Below are 20,449 nucleotides of genomic sequence, written 5' to 3'. Positions count from 1 at the left end.
TAATATAGAGATTTTTAATCTAAATATTAAGTTTTTTAAAATTATGTCGATAGAGTATTTTAAAGTCTTTTAAAAAGGAGTTTAAAATGGACATTGGAAATATTCAAAGGGATGCAAACACAGCACAATTTAATACAAAAAGTACTGGAAAAGTATCTCAAGAAAATCAACAGCAAACTAATTTAAATAATCAAGATGAGAATTTAAATGAAAAATTGAAAAATGCAACAGAAAAACTTAATAATCAAATGGAAACACTAGAAACAAACGTACGTTTTGCATATAATGATAAAATCAATGAAATGTATGTTAGTGTAACCGAAAAAGATACTGGTAGGTTAATACGCAAAATTCCTAGTGAGGAAGTTATGAAGCTAATAGAACATTTTCAAGGTGTTATTGGCACTATTTTTGATAAGGAGAGTTAATTATGGCAGTAGGTAGTTTAGGAAGTTTAGGAATAGGTTCAGGAGTTTTAACAAGCGATACATTAAACAAGCTAAAAGAAGCAGAAATGAATGCGCATTTAGGTCTTTATAACTCACAGCTTGAAACTAATACTTCAAGACAAAAAGACCTAGCAGAACTTGAAGCTAAGCTACTTGCGTTTCAAACAGCCGTAAATAGCTTAGGTGATGCTTCACAATTTAACAAGAAAAAAGTATCACCTAGTGTAAGTGGAGATAGCGCTGCTGCTGGTTTAACAGTAGGATCTTTATCTAACCTTACAAACATGAAAGTTATTGTTGATCAACTTGCACAAAAAGACGTGTATCAAAGTAATGGATTTAAAGATAAAACTGCTACTGTAATGGGTAGTTTGGGTATAGAAGGTGTAGATGGCAAAACTTCTTTTACTATTACCCAAGATGGAAAAGATTATAAAATCGATATTGATGAAAGCACTACTGTATCTCAGCTTGCAGAAAAAATAAATGCCGCAACAGGTGGAAAAGTAGAAGCTAAAATAGTTAATACAGGAGATAGAGATAATCCATACCGCTTAGTAGTACAAAGTACTGAAACAGGAACTAAAAATAATATTTCTTTTTCAGGTGATGAAAAGTTATTAAATGCTATGGGTTGGGGACTTGATAAAAATAGCATTAGTGCTGGTGGTTTGTATGGTTTTAGACCAACAGGTGCTGGAGAAGAAAATAAAGATAAAATAAGCGGACAAATTAGTAGTGGAAGCTTTGATGACAAACTACTTAACCCAGGAGAAAAAACCTCTTTTACTTTTGTTATTAAAAATGGTGAAAGATATGATAGATTTACCATTGATATAGACGAGAATACTACTTATAAAAGTTTAGCAGAAGATTTAAAAAAACAAACCAATGGAAAAGTGGAATTAAGCTTTGGAGATGATGGAAAATCTTTTACTTTTAGAGCTACCAATGGTGGGCAATTAAGTCTTTTTGATGGTGGTTATGCAACTGATACTGAAGGAAATATAGATCAAGCCAATTATGCTAGAGATAGCAAAGCTACTTCACTATTGAAAGATAAATTTGGCATTACTCTAGATACTAGCACTCCACAAGGCTACAATGTAGCTTCAAACAATGAAAATCACATCCAAAAAGGTATGGACGCTATCTTTAGTGTAGATGGTGTTAAAATGACAAGACCAACTAATACTATCACTGATATAGCTCCAGATGTTACCTTAGAATTAAAACAAAAAGGAGAAATAACCTTTAACGTTTCTCAAGACACTGAAGCACTTGCGCAATCTTTAGAAAGTTTAGTCACTGCTTATAATGATTTAATGATAAATCTTAATGCAGCGACAAAATATGATCCAGAAGCAGGAGTACAAGGGAATTTTGTAGGTGTTAGCGAAATTTATAATATAAAATCTGAGATAAACAATATTTTACTTCAAACTATAACAGTAGATGGAACTGTTACGGTTGGTGATAGTGAAAGTTCAGAAGGGATTGAAGTTTCCTCTAAAGTAAGTTTATCTTTGGCTGATTATGGCTTAACGTTAAACGATGGTGTTTTATCTTTTGATTCAGGAAAATTTAACTCTAAATTTAACGAAGATCCTGAATTAGCTGAAAAATTTTTCGTAGGAAGTAATGGTTTTGAAGATATTGATTTAGCTGGTGATAGAGTAAGTAATCTTGGTAATCAAGATATAGAATTTAAAGAAGGTAGTTTTACTATCACTTATAATGATACAACCATAGATTTAAGCAAAACTCCAAATGGAGATCCTTTTGTATTAACAGGTAAAGATGATATTGAAAAAGCTAAAAATTTGGTTGATCATATAAATAGTTTTGGCTTAGAAGGTTTAGAGGCTAGCTTTGAAATCATTAACCAAGGTAATGAAAATCAACAAATTCAATTTAAAATCAAAGGAACTTCAGGTAGCAACTTAGAAATTCAAGGTGATAATGAATTTTTGAAAAAATTTGGTTTAAGTTCTAGAACCTTATATTCAGTTTATAAAGAAGAAACTGGAACTTTTGGTATGCTAAAAAATACCATGGGTGAAATAATGAGTTCTGAAGGTTCATTTGGAGGTTATAAAGCATCTTTAACAAAAGAATCAAAAAATCTAAATGAAACCATAGAAAGCACCAAAGCTTCCATAGAAAGTAGATATGATACAATGTGGTCAAGATGGGCAGCATATGATGGTATCATTGCACAACTAAATAACCAAGCAAGTGTTATTGCAAATATGATCAATGCAGCAAATAATCAAAATTCTTAAAATAAAGAAAGGGTTTAAATGCTAAATAGTGCAGTTTATAGCGCATATTCACAAAATCAAACTGGTGTAGAATCCCAAGAGAAACTTATAGAAATGCTATATAGTGGGATTTTACGCTTTTCAAGTAGGATAAAAATAGCTATACAAAATGAAAATATAGAAGAAAGAGTGTATTATGTAAAAAGAGCTAGTGCTATTTTTATTGAATTGTTAAATTGTCTTGATTATGATAAGGGCGGCGAAGTAGCACATTATTTAAGTGGCTTATACACTAGAGAATTACAACTTCTTTCTTTAGCAAACATAGAAAACAGTGAAGCAAGAGTAGATGAAGTAATAAATGTAGTAAAAGGCTTATTAGAAGCTTGGAGAGAAGTACACCAAAAATGAGTGAAAAAAAATGGATTGATGAGTTTAAACTAGCTGTCTATACTGAAGATGTAGAAAAAATAGTTAAACTTATGGAAAAACCGGATTATAAAGATTGTCCCAATGAGGCTTTAGCGCTAACTAATGAAGCGATAGCTTTTATGAAAAAAAAGCAAGATGAAATAGCTGTTAATTTACAAAAACTCAAAAAAGCTTCTGCTTACATAAAGTAAAACATGGCTATAAGCCGAGTTCTGTCAAGAACGATCATTTATCTAGACTTGTTTTTACAAACAAGTTCAAGCGAAGGGTTATATTATAAGACAAAAACCACCCCTTCTTGCTGCAGATTGGGTTTACATAGCTAGCTTTGTTACCAAAGCTACTGGTAGGCTCTTACTCTACCGTTTCACCTTTTCCATATAAAATATGGTAGTTTTCTTTCTGTTGCACTTTCCCTTAGGTTGCCCTAGCCATCCATTAGATGGAATCTTTGTCTTATTGCAGCTCGGACTTTCCTCTTCAAAAAGAAGCGATCGCTTGCCATGTTTAGACAAATTCTACCAAAAAAATTATTTTTATACCAGAGCAAAAACAAGATTTAATGTAATTTTTAATTTATTTTCATATTTTACAAGTTCTAAATTTTTAACTTTTATACAAGGATCTAATTTTTGCAAAAACTGCGTTAAAAAAATAAAATCGCCAACAAAACTTAATCTTAATTCATAATAAGCAAAATATTCATCTTGACTTTTGTAACTTTGAATTTGCAAAGATTGAATTCCATTAAGATTCTTTTCTATATCTTTTAGGATACTTTGATAATCTTTATTTATGCTTAAAAACGAGCGATCATTATAAGATATATTTTCATCTTCTTTTAAATCAGAAATCACTTCTTGTTTTTGCTCGTATTTTGTTTGTAAATTATATAGTTCATCTTTTGACAACTTCATTTGTTTTTCAAAATAGTCAAAAACACCCATATAAACCATGAAAAAACCAAAAACAAAAACAACTATCAAAGACAATATAAATTCACGCTCAGATAACTTAGCAAAGATATTTTCTAAATTTTTATAAAGATTTTTCAAAAACAAGAGTGATTTTTCCATTATTAACCTCTTTATTTTTTAATACAAAATGATGCTTTTTAAAATCTTCATAAAATTCATAGTCATTTTTAAGCTCTATAATAAAATCATTATTTTTAACATGCAAAGCCTCTATATGAGCTTGATGAGAATTTAAAACTTTTAAAAAATCATAAAAATCTTTATAACAAAATGCATTTGCATAAAATTTTTGTAACAAATCAACCTTTAACTCATTTTCTTCTTGTAGTTTTTTAAACTCTTGATTTTGCTTTTGATTAATTTTTACCTGTTCTAAAATATCATCTTGCTTTTTTATTAAATTTTCATATTTTGTTTTCTCATTTTCATAAAATGATTTTTGTGTATACAAATACAAAGGATAAGCTAAAGCTAGTAAAACTCCACAAACAAAAGCCAATAAAATCTTAAAACTAAAAGATTTTAAATGATTTATTTTTTCTTTGTTGGTAAAATTAATCTTGACTTGATCGCAATTTTTTAGTAATTTTTGATAAAAAATATTACTATTAAATTTATCAAAACTACTAAGATTTTAAGTATCATCTATGCTTATAATGTGCTTATAAGTATTTTTTAATTTTTCTTCATATATTTTATCATAAACATTTAATGGTATAACTTTACAATTTTGAAAATCACATCCTAAATACTCCACTAAAACTATATATTTTTCTTTAAATAATAATGCAAGATTTTCACTATTTACATCGTTCTTAAAATACACTTCAAAAAGCAGGGGTTCAGGTATTATATAATCAATATCTAAAATATCTTCATACTTGCACAAGAATACATATGCAAAAGATTTATCTTGAAAATACTTTAGCTTATAAGAAAAATCATCTTTAAGACCAAGCTCCTCAAAGCTCTTTTTTAAAATTTCATCTTCACTAATAGGATTTGCAAATTTAATATATAAAAGCTTTTCATAAGCAAGAAAATCTTTTAGAATAGTTTTCTTACTCATCATAAAGTATTTTCTTAAGGTTTTGCTCGTTTTTGTGCCAATTTTTCTCAAGTTGAACGAATAATTTTAGCATTACCTTTTTTTGTGCTAATTTTTCTATTTTAACCCTAGCTTCTTTGCCTATACGCTTAATTGTAGCTCCATCTTTACCTAGTATCATTCCTTTGTGAGAATTACTATCTGTAATGATAATAGCATTGATATAATAAATTTGCTCTAGTTCTTTGATTTTTTCTATTTTTACTTCAGTGCTATAAGGAATTTCATCACTTAAATTTTCATATATAGCTTCTAAGATAAAATCTCTATAAATATCCTTTTCATTTGTGGTAGTAATAAACTCAGGATCAAAATAATACGGATGTTCAGGCAAATACTTAATCATCTCATCTAAAAGAATTTTTTTATAAAATTTTTGCTTAGCAGAATAGGGGATAATAGCACTAAAATGTGAGCTAAACTGAGAATACTCACTCAATTTTTTAAGCAAAACCTCTTTTTTTACTAAATCAACCTTATTGATTAATACAATATGTGGCACTTTAGGGTTTAAACTTAAAAAATTTTCATAATCTTTAATATCATCATAAATACTAGCTACAAATAAAATCACATCACAATCCGCAATGCTTTTAATCGCCAAATCAATCATAAGCTGATTCATAGCCTTAGAGCTTACATGCAAACCTGGCGTATCTATAAAAATAAGCTGATGATTTTCATGCATTATAATCGCATTAATCTTTCTTCTTGTAGCATTTTGCTTATGAGAAACCATAGCAACTTTTTCTTCTAATAAAGAATTAAGGATAGAACTTTTTCCCGCATTAGTTCTACCCACTATGCTTATAAAGCCACTTTTCACAAGATATACCTAGCTAAATCTTTATTTTCTATGATATCTCCAAGCTTAACTTGCACTTTAAAATCATCTATTTTATAAACTTTTCCAGCATATTCATCTGCTTCAAAACTAATATCTTCCAAAAGTTTTTCCACCACCGTGTGTAAGCGTCTTGCACCAATATCTTGCATTTCTTCATTAGCCTTGCTTGCTATTTTTGCTATTTCTCTAATAGCTTCATCTTCAAAAACAAGCTCTACATTTTCAGTTTTTAAAAGCTCAATATATTGTGTTAGTAATGAATTTTTAGGTCTTGTTAAAATAGCATATAAAGCATCCTCATCTAGCGAATCAAGCTCAACTCTTAAAGGAAAACGCCCTTGAAGTTCAGGGATTAAATCACTTGGCTTACTTAGATGAAAAGCACCTGCTGCAATAAATAAAATATGATCAGTTTTTAAAGGTCCAAATTTAGTTTGTATAGTACTACCTTCAACTATAGGAAGCAAATCTCTTTGCACCCCTTCTTTACTTGGATCTTGGCGGTTTGAATTTGAGCTTGAAACCGCTACTTTATCTATCTCATCGATAAAAATAATCCCTTCATTTTCTGCTCTTCTTAAAGCCTCGCCTTTAATACTTTCCATATCAAGAATTTTCTCACTTGCTTCTTGAACTAAAGCTATTCTTGCATCTTTTACTTTCATTTCTTTTTTAACTTTTTTATTACCCACACCAATAACTTTTACTATATCTTGCATAGCACCCATTTCAGGTGGTAAATTTGGATTAGTATCAAATACACTTTGTGAAATTTCAACTTCTATTGTGCTATCATCTAAATCACCAGCTTTTAATTTCACACGCATTTTTTCTAAAGAATTTTGATACTCTTCTTGTTTTTCTTCGCTAACACCCTTTGGTAAAGGCGGTAAAAGTTTTTCTAAAATCTTATTTTCTATAAATTCATTAATCTTTTCTTTATTTTTTTCTTTTTCTTCATTTTTTACTAAATTTAAAGCAGCATTAGCTAAATCTCTAACCATACTTTCTACATCACGCCCAACAAAACCAACTTCAGTATATTTGCTTGCTTCAACTTTTACAAAAGGAAGCCCCATCATCTTAGCAAGGCGTCTTGCAATCTCTGTTTTACCAACTCCAGTTGATCCTATCATTAAAATATTTTTTGGCATGATATCATCTTGAAGTTCAGGGCTAAGCTGCATTCTTCTATAACGATTTCTTAAAGCAATTGCTATGATTTTTTTGGCATTTTTTTGCCCAATTACATAATCATCTAAAAATTTCACAATCTCTTTTGGAGTTAAATTCATTTATCATCCTCAATTACATAAGTTTTAATATTTGTATTAGTATAAATGCAAATTTCACCAGCTATTTGCAAGCTTTCTTTGACTAATTCTTCTTCATCTAAATTTGAATGTTTAGCCAACGCTCTTGCAGCAGAAAGTGCATAATTACCCCCACTACCAATAGCAGCTATAGCGCCATCTTCAGGTTCAACTACATCTCCAGTTCCTGAAAGTAAAAATATATGATCTCTATCTAATACTAGCATCATTGCTTCAAGTTTTCTTAGGTATTTATCCTTACGCCATTCTTTTGAAAAATCTATCGCAGCTTTTAATAAATCACCCTTAGAACTAGAAAGTAGTTTTTCAAACATATCAAAAAGATTAAAAGCATCAGCAGTGCTTCCTGCAAAGCCTGCTAATACTTTTCCATTATTTAATTTTCTAATTTTAACTGCATTATTTTTTAAAACAGTGTTTCCAAAACTTACTTGTCCATCTCCGCCAATTACAGACTTATTTTTACCTTTATAAGCTAAAATTGTAGTTGCGTGAAACATTATTCTCCTTTAACTTCTAGCTTAAATACAGCATGAATCGCATGACCTAATTTTGCTGAAATTTCATGCACACCAAGTTCTTTTATAGTATCACATTCTAAGCTTTTTTTATCAAGCTCTATGCCTTTTTGCTCTTTTAGTGCATGAGCGATTTCATCTTTAGTAACCCCACCAAACAAGCTTCCATTAGCTCCCACAGGCTTAGCTATACAAATAGTGATTTTAGATAATTCTTCTTTTATTTTTTCCAAATTTGCAAGCTCAAATCTTAAATTTTCTGCCTTTTTCTTTTGCTCTGCTTCATATTGTTTTAAAACTTCATGTGTAGCAGCCTTAGCAAAACCTTTGGCAATTAAAAAATTTTGTCCATATCCATCTTTTACTTCTTTAACTTCTCCTGCTTTTCCTAAGCTTTTTACATCTTTAATCAATAATACTTTCATTGTTTTCCTTTTTTAAAATTTTCTTCCATTTTTACCTGCGATGATAAATCTTAAAGCATTTAATCTTATAAAACCTGCTGCATCTTTTTGATCATACACAGCATCTTCTTCAAAAGTGCAATAAGCCTCACTAAATAAGCTATCATTCGCACTTTCTCTGCCTATTACCATTACATTACCTTTATATAATTCAAGTTTAACTTTACCATTTACATATTTTTGTGACTCATCAATTAAGGCTTGAAGCATTAATCTTTCAGGTGAGAACCAATAACCATTATAAATCAAACTTGCATATTTTGGCATCAATTCATCTTTTAAATGCGCTGCTTCTCTATCAAGAGTGATGCTTTCTATAGCACGGTGTGCTTTTAAAAGTATACTTCCACCTGGAGTTTCATAACAACCTCTACTTTTCATACCCACATAGCGATTTTCAACAATATCAAGACGACCTACACCATGTTTTGCACCAAGCTCGTTAAGTTTTGCTAAAAGCTGCGCAGGAGTCATTTTTTCTCCATTAATAGCACACAAATCACCTTTGCTAAACTCAAGCTCTATCACTTCGCTTTCATTTGGAGTTTCTTTTAAATCTTTCACCCAACGCCACATATCTGCTTCAGGTTTAGCCGCAGGATCTTCAAGCACTAAACCCTCATAAGAAATATGTAATAAATTTGCATCCATAGAATAAGGTGACTTACCTGGCTTTTTAACTATATCAATGCCATGTTTTTGCGCATAAGCTAAGAGTTTTTCACGGCTATTTAAATCCCATTCTCTCCAAGGAGCAATAATGGCTAAATTTGGATTTAGCGCCAAAGCGCCTAATTCAAAACGCACTTGATCATTTCCTTTACCTGTTGCCCCATGACTAATAGCATCTGCTTTTGTTTTATTTGCTATTTCTACTAAAGCTTTTGCTATCAAAGGTCTTGCTATACTTGTACCTAGTAAATATTCTCCCTCGTAAATAGCATTTGCTCTAAACATAGGAAATACATAATCTTTTACAAATTCATCTTTTAAATCTTGAATAAAAATATTTTCTTCTTTTACACCCAAAGAAAGCGCTTTTTTTCTAGCAGGCTCAAGCTCTTCACCTTGTCCAATATCTGCTGTAAAAGTTACCACTTCACATTTATACTCATCTTGTAACCATTTTAAAATTATACTTGTATCAAGTCCACCAGAATATGCTAAAACCACTTTTTTGATATCTTTTTTCATTGTCTTTCCTCTTTGTAAAAATAATTTTAAAATTTAACGAATTTAGCTTAATATAATGTAAAATATTTAGACATTTTATAACATTTTCTTGTATTTTTTGATAAAATATTTTTATGAGAATAGATAAGTTTTTAAATGTAGTTAACATTACTAAGCGTCGTGCTATTTCAGAGGATATGTGCAAAAGTGGCGTAGTAAGTATAAACAATCAAGTGGTTAAAGCTAGTAAAGAAGTAAAAATTGGCGATGAAATAAGCATTAAATTTATAGAATATACCAATATCTATAAAGTCTTAGATATACCAACAACCAAAAGCATACCAAAAGCTATGCAAGAAAAATATGTGGTAAAAATTCAATGAAAGAAATGATTTTAAGTCAAAATGAGCTTTATAAGCTTTGTGAAATTTTACCTAAAAATGGAGTTATTTTACTTCAAGGGGATTTAGCAAGCGGTAAAACTACTTTGGTGCAAAATTATGCTCAATTTCTTGGAGTAGAAAAAACGCTTAATTCTCCTACATTTTCTATCATGCAAGCATATAATTTTCAACAAGGTAAAATATATCATTATGATATTTATCAAGAAGGTTTTGATGGACTTTTAAAAAATGGCTTGATTGAAAATTTTTTTGAAGAGGGTTTGCATTTGGTAGAGTGGGGTGATGAAAAATTAAAAAAATATTTAGATAAATATCAAATTTTTAATATAATTTTACAAATCATTCCTTATGAAAATAAAAGAAAGTATATAATACATGAGTAAGCTAGAAGCTAGAAATTTAGAAAAAATCATTAAAAAAACAAAAATCATACACGATGTTTCACTAGAAGTACAAAGTGGGGAAGTTGTGGGGCTTTTAGGGCCTAATGGAGCAGGAAAAACTACAAGTTTTTATATGATATGTGGGCTTATTTTACCAACAAGTGGGCAGGTGTTTTTAGACTCACAAGATATCACAAAAGAACCGCTTAATAAAAGAGCAAAGCTTGGCATTGGGTATTTACCTCAAGAAAGTAGTGTTTTTAAAGACTTAAGCGTAGAAGAAAATTTACTTTTAGCTGCCCAAGTAATATATAAGGATAAAAATTTATTAGAACAAAAGATAGAACGAATGCTAGAATTACTTAGCATAGAACCTATTAGACACAGAAAAGGTATGAGTTTAAGTGGGGGTGAAAGAAGGCGTTGTGAAATCGCAAGATCGCTTATGTGTGATCCTAAATTTTTACTTCTTGATGAACCATTTGCTGGGGTTGATCCTATCGCAGTGAGTGAAATTCAAAGCTTGATTAATGACTTAAAAGCTATGAATATAGGTGTTTTAATCACTGATCATAATGTAAGAGAAACTCTAGCAATTTGCGATAGAGCTTATGTAATTAGAAGTGGAAGGTTGCTAGCTAGTGGCAATGCTAATGAAATTGCACATAATGAAGATGTTAAAAAATACTATCTTGGAAGTGAGTTTAGACTTGAATAATGCTTAAACAAAAAACCTCTATAACACAAAAAACAAAACTATCACAAACCTTAAGATCTTGGCTTCCTATATTGCAAGCTAACATTGAAGATCTAAAAGAAAGCTTAGATGAATTTGCTAAAGAAAATCCTTTTATAGAGATCAAAGAAAACTCAAGCATTACAAACAATCAAAACAAATATTATCAAGAATATTTTAGCAAAAACACCACCACGCAAATGATTGATGCAAAAAGCTTGGAAGTAAAAAATGTGTATGAACTTTTAAGCGAGCAAATCATACCACCATTTTTTCCTACTAAAAAATCCCAAACCATTGCTGAAAAAATCATAGAATGTTTAAATCATGAAGGTTATTTTGAGTATGATGAAGAAATTTTAGGTGAATTTGATCCTCTAGAAATAGAAAAAATCAGACAAAGATTTAAATACCTTGATCCCGTTGGAGTAGGGGCAAAAGACAATCAAGAAGCTTTTATTTTTGCATTAGAGCATTTTGACTTAGATGATGAGCTTTATGAGTTTTGCAAAATGTTGATTTTAAATTTAGAAAATGCAAAAGATTTTATCAAAGATCCTTTGTATAAAAAGGCTATAGCGATAATTAAAAAAATCTCTATTCCGCCTTTTTTAGAGTATTTTGAAGAGAGCATGGAAATCATTCCTGATATATTTATTTATCAAGAAAATGGTGAAATTAAAATTAAAATTAATGATGATTATTACCCTGAAATTGCTTTTGAAGCAGATGGTTTAGATCATGAGTTTTTAAGTGCTTATTTAAAAGATGCTAAAAATTTAATCGATGCACTAGCCATGCGTAAAGCTACCCTTTATAAACTAGGGCTTATGATTATAGAATATCAATATGATTTTTTCATGGGCGGAGATATCAAACCTATGCAACTTAAAGACTTAGCACAAGATCTTGAAAGAAATGCCTCTACCATTTCAAGAGCAATTGCAAATAAATACTTAAGTTGTGATAGAGGCTTAATACCCTTAAAGTCTTTCTTTACTACTGCAGTTGATGATGGTGAAACTTCTAATGCAACTATTAAAGATTTTCTTAGTAATTTAATTAAAAAAGAAAATCCTAAAAAACCTTTGAGTGATTTAAAAATTCTTGAACTCACTCAAAAAGAATTCCCAAGTGTGCAACTAGGGCGTAGAACTATTACTAAATATCGTATGCAACTTGGTATAGGAAGCTCAAGTGAGCGTAAAAAATTATATGAATTGATGTAGGAAAAGATGAATTTAGAAAGTATTTTTGAAAAAACCATAAAACAAAATGTACGTTTAGTAGCAGCTAGCAAGTATGTTCAAGATGAGCAAATTCGAGAGCTTTTTAAGCAAGGTGTTATAGAGTTTGGAGAAAATCAAGTCCAAGCTTTAGCTTTAAAAAAAGAAAAACTTCAAGACTTAAAAATCAAATGGCATTTTATAGGTAATCTTCAAAGTAATAAAATCAATCTTTTAATCAAACAAAACCCATTACTTTGGCAATCTTGTAATGGCTTAAAAAGCGCCAAAGCTGTAGATAAAAGACTTGATTATAAATTAGATACTTTATTAGAAATAAATACTGCCAATGAAAGTTCTAAAAGTGGCATAGAGCAAAATAAGGCCATAGAAGAGTATTTGCAAATACAAGAAGAGTGTAAAAATTTAAACCTTATAGGTATTATGTGTATAGGTTCTATGGATGAGGAAAAAGTTCAAGAAAGTTTTGAGCAAACTTTTAAAATCTATGAAAATTTACAAAAACACGGGGCAAAAATTTGCTCTATGGGCATGAGTGGGGATTTTGAACTAGCTATAAAATGTGGCTCAAATATGGTGCGTTTGGGGAGTATTTTATTTAAATAAACCCCATTTGTTTTGCTTTTTCTATCATAAAATCTGCACCATTTTCACTTTTTAACTCTTGCAAGGCTATAGATTTTTCTTCTAGTGAGAAATTTTCTACCAAATTTAAAAATTGATGTTTCTCTTCTTGAGTTAAAATTTCACACAAATTACGCTCTTTTAAATACAAAGCATTAAAATACTGATGATTTTTAGCCGCATATGGATAAGGAATAAAAATACAAGGAAGCAAATTTGCACTAAGCTCAAAAAGACTACTTGCACCTGATCTTGATATAGCTAAATCTGCTTTAGAAATTTTATCTATAATGTTTTTATCAAAGTCAAAAAGCTCTACATTAACATTTAAATCCTCATAAGCTTTTTTACATCTTTCATAATCATTCTTACCACATTGGTGAATGATATTTATATCTTTTTCTTTAAAGTATAAAGCATTTTCTAAGGCAAGATCGTTTATAAATTTAGCCCCTTGAGATCCACCAAGAAAAATAATATTTTTTAATTCTTTTCTCACTCTTGCTTTTTGTGAAAAAATTTCACTAATAGGATAAGGACAAAAGAAAGTACTTGCTTTATTAACTTGATCATCAAAAGCAGTAAAAAAAGCTTTAGAAAAAGGCTTTAAAAGTGAATTTAAACTTCCTATTTTTGAATTTTGCTCATGGATTAAAAGTGGGATATTTGCCATTAAAGCACCAAAAGCGCCTGGAGCACTGCTATATCCACCCACACTAAAAACTGCTTTAATATTATGTTCTTTTAAAATTTGTTTTGTTTTTCTTGCAAGTTTTACAATATGCAAAAACGATTGAACCTTAGCTAAGCCTTTTTTATTAACAACGCCTTGAGAACTTAGAAAGTATTTTTTATAAAAACCATCTTCATTTTCAAACCAAAGTCTATCTTGGCCATTTTCACTTCCTATGTAAATGCATTCTATGCCTTGTTTTCTTACACTTTGCAATAAACATCTAGCTATAGCTAAATGTCCTCCTGTGCCTCCACCTGTAATTGCTATCATTTATCCTCTTTATTTAGCTTTTCTTCTAAAATAGCAAGCCTTGCTTCTAATTTAGCGATTTTTTCTTCATAATCAATCTTACCATGTTCTTTAATATAAGCAGGTATACCAATAGCTGTTAAATTTGACCCAACATCTTTTAATACAACTGCATTTGAGCCTATTTTTGCATTTTTACCTATGGTAATATTGCCTAAAATTTTAGCACCAGAACCTATGATCACGCCATCTTCTATAGTAGGGTGTCTTTTGGTATTTTTATCTAAACTCGTTCCACCCAAAGTAACACCTTGATAAATCAAAACATCATCACCTATAATAGAAGTCTCACCAATCACAACCCCACTTGCATGATCTATAAATATCCTTCTACCTAAATGCGCTCCAGGGTGTAAATCAACTCCGGTAAAAAACTGAGAAATTCCACTAATAATCCTTGCTATTTTTTTAAAACCTTTTTGGTAAAAAAAATGCGCAAAGCGATAATTTACCACAGCCCAAACACCAGGATAGTTAAAAACTAATTCCACCCAAGATCTATATGCAGGATCTTTTTGTTTTGGCATAGAAAAATCTTCTTTGATTAGTTTGAAAATACTCATTTAGAACCTATGCTTTTTAAATATCCATTATCATTTAAGAATAAATAAATTTCACCCAAAATATGCTTTTTTTGATTTTCATTAACAAGTTTTGAAGCATAAATTTTTTCATTAATATTGTCCATAATTGCATGAATATCATAATCAAGGTCTTCTAAGGTATCTAAAATAGATTGAGCCTCTAGTACGCTTTCTACTTCAAAACCCTTTTCATTAATACTTATACAAGCTTCGGTTGGATGTGTAAAAAGATTATGCTTCATACCAAGGACTTCTTGATAAGCTCCCACTAAGAAAAATCCTAAAAAATAATCTTCAGCTTCTACATCAATATCATGTAAAAACAAAGGATTATCTTTAGAATAAGAAATTTCTCCATCACTATCGCAAGTTATATCCCATATACTTGCACTTCTTGTAGGTTTTTTATTAAGTCTATCAAGTGGCATGATAGGAAAATTTTGCTCTAAACCCCAAAAATCAGGTAAAGACTGAAATACTGAAAAATTCACTAAATATTTTTCTTGTACTTCATTTTGCAAACTCGATAAATCAGCTTGATCACCTACTAAAGAAATAGCTTTTCTCATAATCAAATGCAATAAAATTTCACTATTAGAGCGATCTTGTAAATCTACATAACCCAAATCAAACAAGGTTAAAATACTCTCCATATGATCAATACTATCATGTAGATACTCAAGCGCGTTAGAAGCTTTAATGTTTTTATACAAATCATAAAGTTCATCAATAAGTTTTGGGTTTTTATCTTTTAACAAAAGCTTACTTTCTGTGTATTCTTGAGAAAAAAGCTCTAAAACAGGCGCTACTAAAACAGCATGATTAGCTGCTACAAAACGCCCACTTTCTATAAAAATATCAGGCTCTAAGTCTTTTTTTTGCTCTGCAATGCCTTTTAAAATAAACACAACATCGTTTGCATACTCACTTAAGGTGTAATTTCTACTTGTTTCATTTTTAAACTGAGAGTATTCCACTGCTAAGCCTCCACCAAGATTAATAGCTTTTAAATTTTTTGCCCCCATTTTTCTAAGCTCGGTGTAGATATTACCCGCTTCATTTAGAGCTTTTTTTAAAGGATGAATTTCAGTAATTTGCGAACCTAAATGAAAATGTATCATAGTAAATTGATCTAAAAGCTTATTAGCTTTTAAAAGATTTACCGCTTCAATAAGCTCAGTAGATGTTAAACCAAACTTTGAATTTATACCACCACTTTTTGCCCAAATTCCTACCCCAGCTGAATGCAAACGCACCCTTAAACCTATATTTGGCTTTGGCTTAAAACGATTTTTAGCAATTTCAATCATCGCTTCAAGTTCATTAAGTCCTTCCATAGTTAAAGTGATATTATGACCCATTTCACACGCTATAAAGCCCATATTTATGAGTTCTTTATCTTTAAAACCATTAACTGTTATAGGAGCGCCTTCATTATTATAAGCCATGGCTAGTAAAAGCTCGGCCTTGCTTCCTGCTTCTAAACCATAGTTGTATTCTTTGCCTAAATTGACTAAATTTTTTACAAAACCTGGATATTGATTGACTTTTAAAGGATACACAGCATTAAAAGAACCTTTATAGTTAAATTCTTTTTTTGCTTTAGAAAATTTTTCATAAATCTGCTCAATTTGCTTATGGATTAAATGAGGAAAACGAAGCAATAATGGCCCCTTATAACCATCATCACGCAAAGTATTTACTATATCTATAATGGCAGGTTTTTTACCATGATTTACACATACTTTGCCATTTTCGATGATAAAATTATTCGCACCCCAAATATTAATACCATAATCAATCATAACTCATTCTCCAAATTTGCTAATTTTATATTTTTAGTATCTTTATTTTCTAAATTTTTATAAAAAATCTCTTCTTTTTGCATTTCATCTTCACCTATACACAAAAAGATTTTAGCATTAGCATTATCTGCTTGGTTTAAATGCTTTGCAAGTTTTTTTGCTTCATAACTTAAATGCACTTTATGTTTTTTTCTTAAAGTATTTGCTAATTTAAAAATAGTATCTATATAAGCTTCATCCATAGCACAAAGATAAATTCCTTCTCTTGACTTTACGCTTTGTTTTTGCTCTAAAATAGCCATAATCCTTTCTATACCCATAGCAAAACCCACGCCATAGCCACTTTTACCATCTAAGTATTCAATTAATCTATCATATCTTCCACCACCTGCCACAGCAGCCTTTGCACCGATTTCATCACTAACAAACTCAAATGCACTTTTAGAATAATAATCAAGCCCACGCACTAATTTCTCATCACATTCAAACTCAACATCATTTTCTTTTAAAAGTTTTTGTAATTTTTCATAATTTTTTTTACAACATGGGCATAAATTTTCACTTAGTTTTGGCGCATTTTCGATTAAACCTTGACAATGATCATTTTTACAATCAAGCACTCTAATAGGGTTTAAGTCTTTTCTTCTTAAGCAATCTTCACAAAAACCTTCTTTAGAATTTAAAAAAGCTATGAGTTTTTCTTTATATACACCTATACATTCTTTACAGCCTAAAGAATTAATTTTCAAGCTTGTGTGAATTTCTAAGCGTTTAAAAATTTCATTTAGCATTAAAATAATGCTCGCATCCTCATACACACTTGCTATACCAAAGCTTTCTACACCAAATTGATGAAATTCACGCAATCTTCCTTTTTGTGGTCTTTCATAGCGAAACATAGAACCATGATAAAACCATCTTTTAACACTTTGAGCCTTATCCATTTTAGCTTCTATGTATGATCTTACCACCCCAGCTGTCCCTTCAGGCCTCAAACACACATCATTGCCTGCTTTATCAACAAATTCATACATTTCCTTACCAACTATATCAGAGCTTTCTCCAACACTTCTTTTAAAAAGCTTAGTAAGTTCTAAATGCGGACAATTAATAAAAGTAAAACCATAGTTTTTAGCTACTTCTTCACAAGTTTTAACTACTCTTTCATAAAGAATAGCTTGGTCATCTTGTAAATCTTTCATTCCTTTTAAAGCATTAATCATCTATAAATTCCTTAATCTTTTCATGTAAAATTTCAATACTCAAAGAAGCATCTAATTTTAAAATTTTTATATCTATTTTAGTTTTTAAAAACTCTAAAGTTTCTTCTAAAGCTTTTTGTATATTTAAAAAATATTCAATCCCTCTTTTTTCAATACTATCTAAATCTTTTTTAGAAAGTCTTTGCTCAATAAGCTCTTTAGAACCATGCAAAAACACAACCTTTTGTGGAAAAAGCCCACCTGTGGCAAAAGAATTTAACTCAAATAAAATATTTTGATCAAAATCACATCTTGCATAAGCCATATTAGAAATAAAACTACGATCTGAAATGATAAGTTTGTTTTTATTATGCGCTAAATGCATGTCGATTAAATTTGCTCTATCTGCCAAAAAAAGCAAAAGCTCAGCCTTTTTAGAAAATTGCATTTTACTTTCTAATAAAATTTTTCTCAAATGCACCCCAAGCTCACTTCCACCTGGTTCTTTGGTAAAAAATGCATTATGAAAATATTTTTTTAAAAGCTCTATTTGCGTGCTTTTGCCTACACAATCAACCCCTTCAAAAGCTATATACAATCTCTCTCCTTTAATAAAGGTATAATTTCTTTTGGCACAAGCTTACTCACATCGCCATTATGCATACAAATTGATCTTACTATGGAGCTTGAAATAAAAGAATTTTTTAAATTTGGCATAAGATATATAGTTTCAAAATCCTCCCAAAGCATGTGATTTGCATAACCAAGTTGTAATTCATACTCAAAATCACTCACCGCTCTTAAGCCTCTTATAATGATATTTATTTGCAAATTTTTAGCAAGATCTACTAGTAAGTTATCAAAAGTTGTAATTTTAACATTTTTTAAGTCTTTTGTAGCAATTTTTACCATTTTTTCTCTATGCTCTAAGCTAAACATAGGCTTTTTACTCTCACTTTTAGCTATGGCAACAACTACTTCTTCAAACATCTTGCTAGCTCGAATGATCACATCTAAATGTCCATTAGTGATAGGATCAAATGTCCCTGGGTATATACAACTAGCCATCATCGCCACCTTTGGTATAAATTATGCTCAATATTTGCTAGATCAAGCCATTTTCCTATGATAAATTCATATAATTTTTCCAAATTATCAATCTTAGCATAACTTGCTATTACAGGAGGAGCAATGATAACTCCATAGCTAGAAAGTTTAGCCATTTGTTCTAAATTTAAAGTAGAATAGGGCATTTCCCTTACCCCAAGTATGAGTTTTTTACGTTCTTTTAAAGCCACTCCTGCAGCTCTTGTAAGTAAAGTATCATTTATACCACAAGCAATTTTTGCCAAAGTGTTAATCGAGCAAGGTGTGATAAAAGTCGTTTCTATGCCAAAAGATCCGCTTGCTACGCATTGACTAATATCTTCATTATCTAAAAAATTTACATGTTCAAGTTCAAATTTATCTTTTATGTATTGCAAAAAGTCTATATTTTCTAAAAGAGAATTTTCTTTTGTAAAGCTTATTTTTGCATTTTTACTTATAATGGCATAAATTTGCCCTTTTTCTTTTAAATGTTTTAACAATAAAAAGCCAAGTTCACAAGAACTAGCCCCGCTAATACCTACTAAAATTTTTTTCATTTTAGCTCCACATAATTTTTACTAATAACTTTACCATGCACGACTTTTCCATCTTTATTTTTAAGGCGAATTCTTTGGTTTAAATTCCCGCTTTGTAAGGCTTTTAATTCTATTATCATGCTTAAATCCCCATCTTTGATAACCCCGTAAACAGAATCATTTCTTTGTATAAGGGTTTTGGTTTTAAACATATTATATTTTAAAATCATATTTTCTCTTATATTACTTTTGGCTATTAAATTTGCGATTTCATCTTTTTTTAATACACCTTGGGGAGCTTTATCAAAAGGAATTTTTAAAATTTTAAAACTAGCAGGACTTAAATTTTCATTACGCGCAATAGGGCGCGTGGTTTGTAAAACTTCCAATTTTGCCTTTAAAAAATACTTAAAAAATATATTTTTTTTAAACTGCTCTGGAGTTTTAAATTCAGCCTTTACAAAACCATCTGCTCTATCAAAATTATGATTACCTAGTTTTAAAAAAATGTATTGATTAAAATCAGCAGGTAAACTTGATTGAGTGTTAAGATCTAAAGAAATGATTTCTAGTTGCGGATAATTTGTCTTAAATTCTTTAATCAAAGCTAATTTTACTTCATCAAAATTCGAAGCAAAACTAAAAGTATAGAAAAATAAAACTAGAATGATTTGCTTAAAAAACAATACAGCGACCTTTTATAAAAATATATTAATCGTATAATACATTAAAAAAGTTTGATTTTAGTTAAAAGAAGTGGAGCGGGAAACGAGATTCGAACTCGCGACCCCAACCTTGGCAAGGTTGTGCTCTACCCCTGAGCTATTCCCGCATTTTGAAAGTAGAGTGTGATTTTATCAAAACTTTATTTTATTGTCAAGTTTTTAAAATTAAGGAATGTTTTTTGCTTATAGTTATTAAATTTTAAAAAAGGAGTTCTCATGCAAGTAAATGATAAAAATAGTCCGTTAACCCTAAATAATATGACAAAAATCAAAGAAAAAAACACATCTTCAGATGAATTTCAAGCTACACTTAATGCACTTAAAGACAAAGAGGAAAAAGAGTATAAAAAAGATAGCAACAATGCTTTTAGTAATACAGATTTAAATATAGGTTCGATTTCTAAAGATTATGGCGTATATGCTTGGGAGAAATTACGCCAAAGTAAATACCAAAAAAATGAAGAAAAAATTCTAAATAGTCTTTTAAAAATTTAAATGGAGAA

General features: G+C 30.0%; 26 protein-coding genes, 1 tRNA gene and 1 other RNA gene. 10 read left to right on the top strand and 18 right to left on the bottom strand.

Features of this window, described 5'->3' with window-relative positions:
* Positions 1–86: 86 nt before the first annotated feature.
* The 4 genes from L8U41_RS04450 to L8U41_RS04435 are packed head-to-tail and all read left to right on the top strand — an operon-like array spanning position 87 to position 3,336.
* Positions 87–428, top strand: a complete 342-nt coding sequence (locus L8U41_RS04450) for a FlaG family protein (RefSeq protein ID WP_263679419.1) — start codon at positions 87–89, stop codon at positions 426–428.
* Positions 429–430: 2 nt separating this feature from the next.
* Positions 431–2,734 carry a flagellar filament capping protein FliD gene (gene fliD / locus L8U41_RS04445; protein ID WP_263727927.1) on the top strand — a complete coding sequence of 768 codons (2,304 nt, stop codon included), beginning with the start codon at positions 431–433 and terminating at the stop codon, positions 2,732–2,734.
* 18 nt (positions 2,735–2,752) lie between these two features.
* On the top strand, positions 2,753–3,124 hold the full coding sequence (fliS, locus tag L8U41_RS04440; RefSeq protein WP_263663313.1) for a flagellar export chaperone FliS: 372 nt from the start codon (positions 2,753–2,755) through the stop codon (positions 3,122–3,124).
* A complete protein-coding gene (locus L8U41_RS04435) occupies positions 3,100–3,336 on the top strand; it encodes a hypothetical protein (RefSeq protein ID WP_263679417.1) in 237 nt (78 codons plus the stop codon). Before fliS ends, L8U41_RS04435 begins: the two co-directional genes overlap by 25 nt.
* Here the strand turns inward: L8U41_RS04435 and rnpB are convergent.
* From rnpB to L8U41_RS04390, 9 genes are all read right to left on the bottom strand, one after another.
* Positions 3,331–3,655, bottom strand: an RNA gene (gene rnpB / locus L8U41_RS04430) — RNase P RNA component class A. The genes L8U41_RS04435 and rnpB overlap by 6 nt on opposite strands.
* Before the next feature lie 26 nt (positions 3,656–3,681).
* Positions 3,682–4,221 (bottom strand): hypothetical protein, encoded by a 540-nt coding sequence (locus L8U41_RS04425; protein ID WP_263727926.1) that lies wholly within the window; start codon positions 4,219–4,221, stop codon positions 3,682–3,684.
* Positions 4,184–4,621, bottom strand: coding sequence for a hypothetical protein (locus tag L8U41_RS04420; protein WP_263727925.1), 438 nt, complete (start codon positions 4,619–4,621; stop codon positions 4,184–4,186). The genes L8U41_RS04425 and L8U41_RS04420 overlap by 38 nt, the downstream gene beginning before the upstream one ends.
* Positions 4,622–4,756: 135 nt before the next feature.
* The gene (locus L8U41_RS04415) at positions 4,757–5,194 is read right to left on the bottom strand and encodes a hypothetical protein (RefSeq protein ID WP_263727924.1); all 438 of its coding nucleotides are present in this window, start codon (positions 5,192–5,194) and stop codon (positions 4,757–4,759) included.
* On the bottom strand, positions 5,184–6,056 hold the full coding sequence (gene era, locus L8U41_RS04410) for a GTPase Era (protein WP_214100655.1): 873 nt from the start codon (positions 6,054–6,056) through the stop codon (positions 5,184–5,186). Before era ends, L8U41_RS04415 begins: the two co-directional genes overlap by 11 nt.
* Positions 6,053–7,372: an ATP-dependent protease ATPase subunit HslU gene (hslU, locus tag L8U41_RS04405; protein WP_263727005.1), complete on the bottom strand. Its 1,320-nt coding sequence runs from the start codon at positions 7,370–7,372 to the stop codon at positions 6,053–6,055. Before hslU ends, era begins: the two co-directional genes overlap by 4 nt.
* Positions 7,369–7,911 carry an ATP-dependent protease subunit HslV gene (gene hslV, locus L8U41_RS04400; protein ID WP_133318899.1) on the bottom strand — a complete coding sequence of 181 codons (543 nt, stop codon included), beginning with the start codon at positions 7,909–7,911 and terminating at the stop codon, positions 7,369–7,371. Before hslV ends, hslU begins: the two co-directional genes overlap by 4 nt.
* The gene (gene rplI / locus L8U41_RS04395; protein ID WP_263708379.1) at positions 7,911–8,354 is read right to left on the bottom strand and encodes a 50S ribosomal protein L9; all 444 of its coding nucleotides are present in this window, start codon (positions 8,352–8,354) and stop codon (positions 7,911–7,913) included. The genes hslV and rplI overlap by 1 nt, the downstream gene beginning before the upstream one ends.
* A 12-nt stretch (positions 8,355–8,366) precedes the next feature.
* Positions 8,367–9,587, bottom strand: a complete 1,221-nt coding sequence (locus tag L8U41_RS04390) for an argininosuccinate synthase (RefSeq protein ID WP_263727923.1) — start codon at positions 9,585–9,587, stop codon at positions 8,367–8,369.
* 113 nt (positions 9,588–9,700) lie between these two features.
* Here L8U41_RS04390 and L8U41_RS04385 point away from each other — a divergent pair, with 113 nt between their 5' ends.
* The 5 genes from L8U41_RS04385 to L8U41_RS04365 are packed head-to-tail and all read left to right on the top strand — an operon-like array spanning position 9,701 to position 12,942.
* Complete coding sequence (locus tag L8U41_RS04385) at positions 9,701–9,949, top strand: RNA-binding S4 domain-containing protein (protein WP_039618276.1); 249 nt, start codon at positions 9,701–9,703, stop codon at positions 9,947–9,949.
* Positions 9,946–10,353, top strand: a complete 408-nt coding sequence (gene tsaE / locus L8U41_RS04380) for a tRNA (adenosine(37)-N6)-threonylcarbamoyltransferase complex ATPase subunit type 1 TsaE (protein WP_263727922.1) — start codon at positions 9,946–9,948, stop codon at positions 10,351–10,353. Before L8U41_RS04385 ends, tsaE begins: the two co-directional genes overlap by 4 nt.
* Positions 10,346–11,071, top strand: coding sequence for an LPS export ABC transporter ATP-binding protein (gene lptB, locus L8U41_RS04375; protein ID WP_263727921.1), 726 nt, complete (start codon positions 10,346–10,348; stop codon positions 11,069–11,071). Before tsaE ends, lptB begins: the two co-directional genes overlap by 8 nt.
* Positions 11,071–12,318, top strand: a complete 1,248-nt coding sequence (locus L8U41_RS04370; RefSeq protein WP_263727920.1) for an RNA polymerase factor sigma-54 — start codon at positions 11,071–11,073, stop codon at positions 12,316–12,318. The genes lptB and L8U41_RS04370 overlap by 1 nt, the downstream gene beginning before the upstream one ends.
* Before the next feature lie 6 nt (positions 12,319–12,324).
* Positions 12,325–12,942: a YggS family pyridoxal phosphate-dependent enzyme gene (locus L8U41_RS04365; protein ID WP_263727919.1), complete on the top strand. Its 618-nt coding sequence runs from the start codon at positions 12,325–12,327 to the stop codon at positions 12,940–12,942.
* Here the strand turns inward: L8U41_RS04365 and murG are convergent.
* The 9 genes from murG to L8U41_RS04320 all read right to left on the bottom strand — a co-directional run bounded on the left by murG (position 12,935) and on the right by L8U41_RS04320 (position 20,053).
* Positions 12,935–13,966 carry an undecaprenyldiphospho-muramoylpentapeptide beta-N-acetylglucosaminyltransferase gene (murG, locus tag L8U41_RS04360; RefSeq protein ID WP_263727918.1) on the bottom strand — a complete coding sequence of 344 codons (1,032 nt, stop codon included), beginning with the start codon at positions 13,964–13,966 and terminating at the stop codon, positions 12,935–12,937. The genes L8U41_RS04365 and murG overlap by 8 nt on opposite strands.
* Entirely contained in the window at positions 13,963–14,568 is a 606-nt protein-coding gene (cysE, locus tag L8U41_RS04355) for a serine O-acetyltransferase (protein WP_263727917.1), read from the bottom strand. Before cysE ends, murG begins: the two co-directional genes overlap by 4 nt.
* Positions 14,565–16,394 carry a biosynthetic arginine decarboxylase gene (speA, locus tag L8U41_RS04350; protein WP_214100648.1) on the bottom strand — a complete coding sequence of 610 codons (1,830 nt, stop codon included), beginning with the start codon at positions 16,392–16,394 and terminating at the stop codon, positions 14,565–14,567. The genes cysE and speA overlap by 4 nt, the downstream gene beginning before the upstream one ends.
* Positions 16,391–17,617 (bottom strand): histidine--tRNA ligase, encoded by a 1,227-nt coding sequence (gene hisS / locus L8U41_RS04345; RefSeq protein WP_263727916.1) that lies wholly within the window; start codon positions 17,615–17,617, stop codon positions 16,391–16,393. Before hisS ends, speA begins: the two co-directional genes overlap by 4 nt.
* Entirely contained in the window at positions 17,610–18,194 is a 585-nt protein-coding gene (gene tmk, locus L8U41_RS04340; protein ID WP_263727915.1) for a dTMP kinase, read from the bottom strand. The genes hisS and tmk overlap by 8 nt, the downstream gene beginning before the upstream one ends.
* Positions 18,185–18,664: a pantetheine-phosphate adenylyltransferase gene (gene coaD, locus L8U41_RS04335; RefSeq protein WP_080956334.1), complete on the bottom strand. Its 480-nt coding sequence runs from the start codon at positions 18,662–18,664 to the stop codon at positions 18,185–18,187. The genes tmk and coaD overlap by 10 nt, the downstream gene beginning before the upstream one ends.
* Positions 18,664–19,242: a UbiX family flavin prenyltransferase gene (locus L8U41_RS04330; protein WP_263727914.1), complete on the bottom strand. Its 579-nt coding sequence runs from the start codon at positions 19,240–19,242 to the stop codon at positions 18,664–18,666. Before L8U41_RS04330 ends, coaD begins: the two co-directional genes overlap by 1 nt.
* Positions 19,239–19,907, bottom strand: a complete 669-nt coding sequence (flgA, locus tag L8U41_RS04325) for a flagellar basal body P-ring formation chaperone FlgA (RefSeq protein ID WP_052243086.1) — start codon at positions 19,905–19,907, stop codon at positions 19,239–19,241. The genes L8U41_RS04330 and flgA overlap by 4 nt, the downstream gene beginning before the upstream one ends.
* Positions 19,908–19,978: 71 nt before the next feature.
* Positions 19,979–20,053 (bottom strand) — tRNA-Gly (locus L8U41_RS04320).
* A gap of 109 nt (positions 20,054–20,162) precedes the next feature.
* On the opposite strand from L8U41_RS04320, the gene L8U41_RS04315 reads away from it, so the two are divergent.
* The gene (locus tag L8U41_RS04315) at positions 20,163–20,441 is read left to right on the top strand and encodes a hypothetical protein (RefSeq protein WP_263727913.1); all 279 of its coding nucleotides are present in this window, start codon (positions 20,163–20,165) and stop codon (positions 20,439–20,441) included.
* The last annotated feature ends 8 nt before the right edge of the window (positions 20,442–20,449 follow it).

The organism is Campylobacter sp. RKI_CA19_01116 (assembly GCF_025771405.1).
Taxonomy (GTDB): domain Bacteria; phylum Campylobacterota; class Campylobacteria; order Campylobacterales; family Campylobacteraceae; genus Campylobacter_D.
Note: the sequence above shows the minus strand (reverse complement) of the source record. Positions and strands in the feature narration are given on the sequence as shown.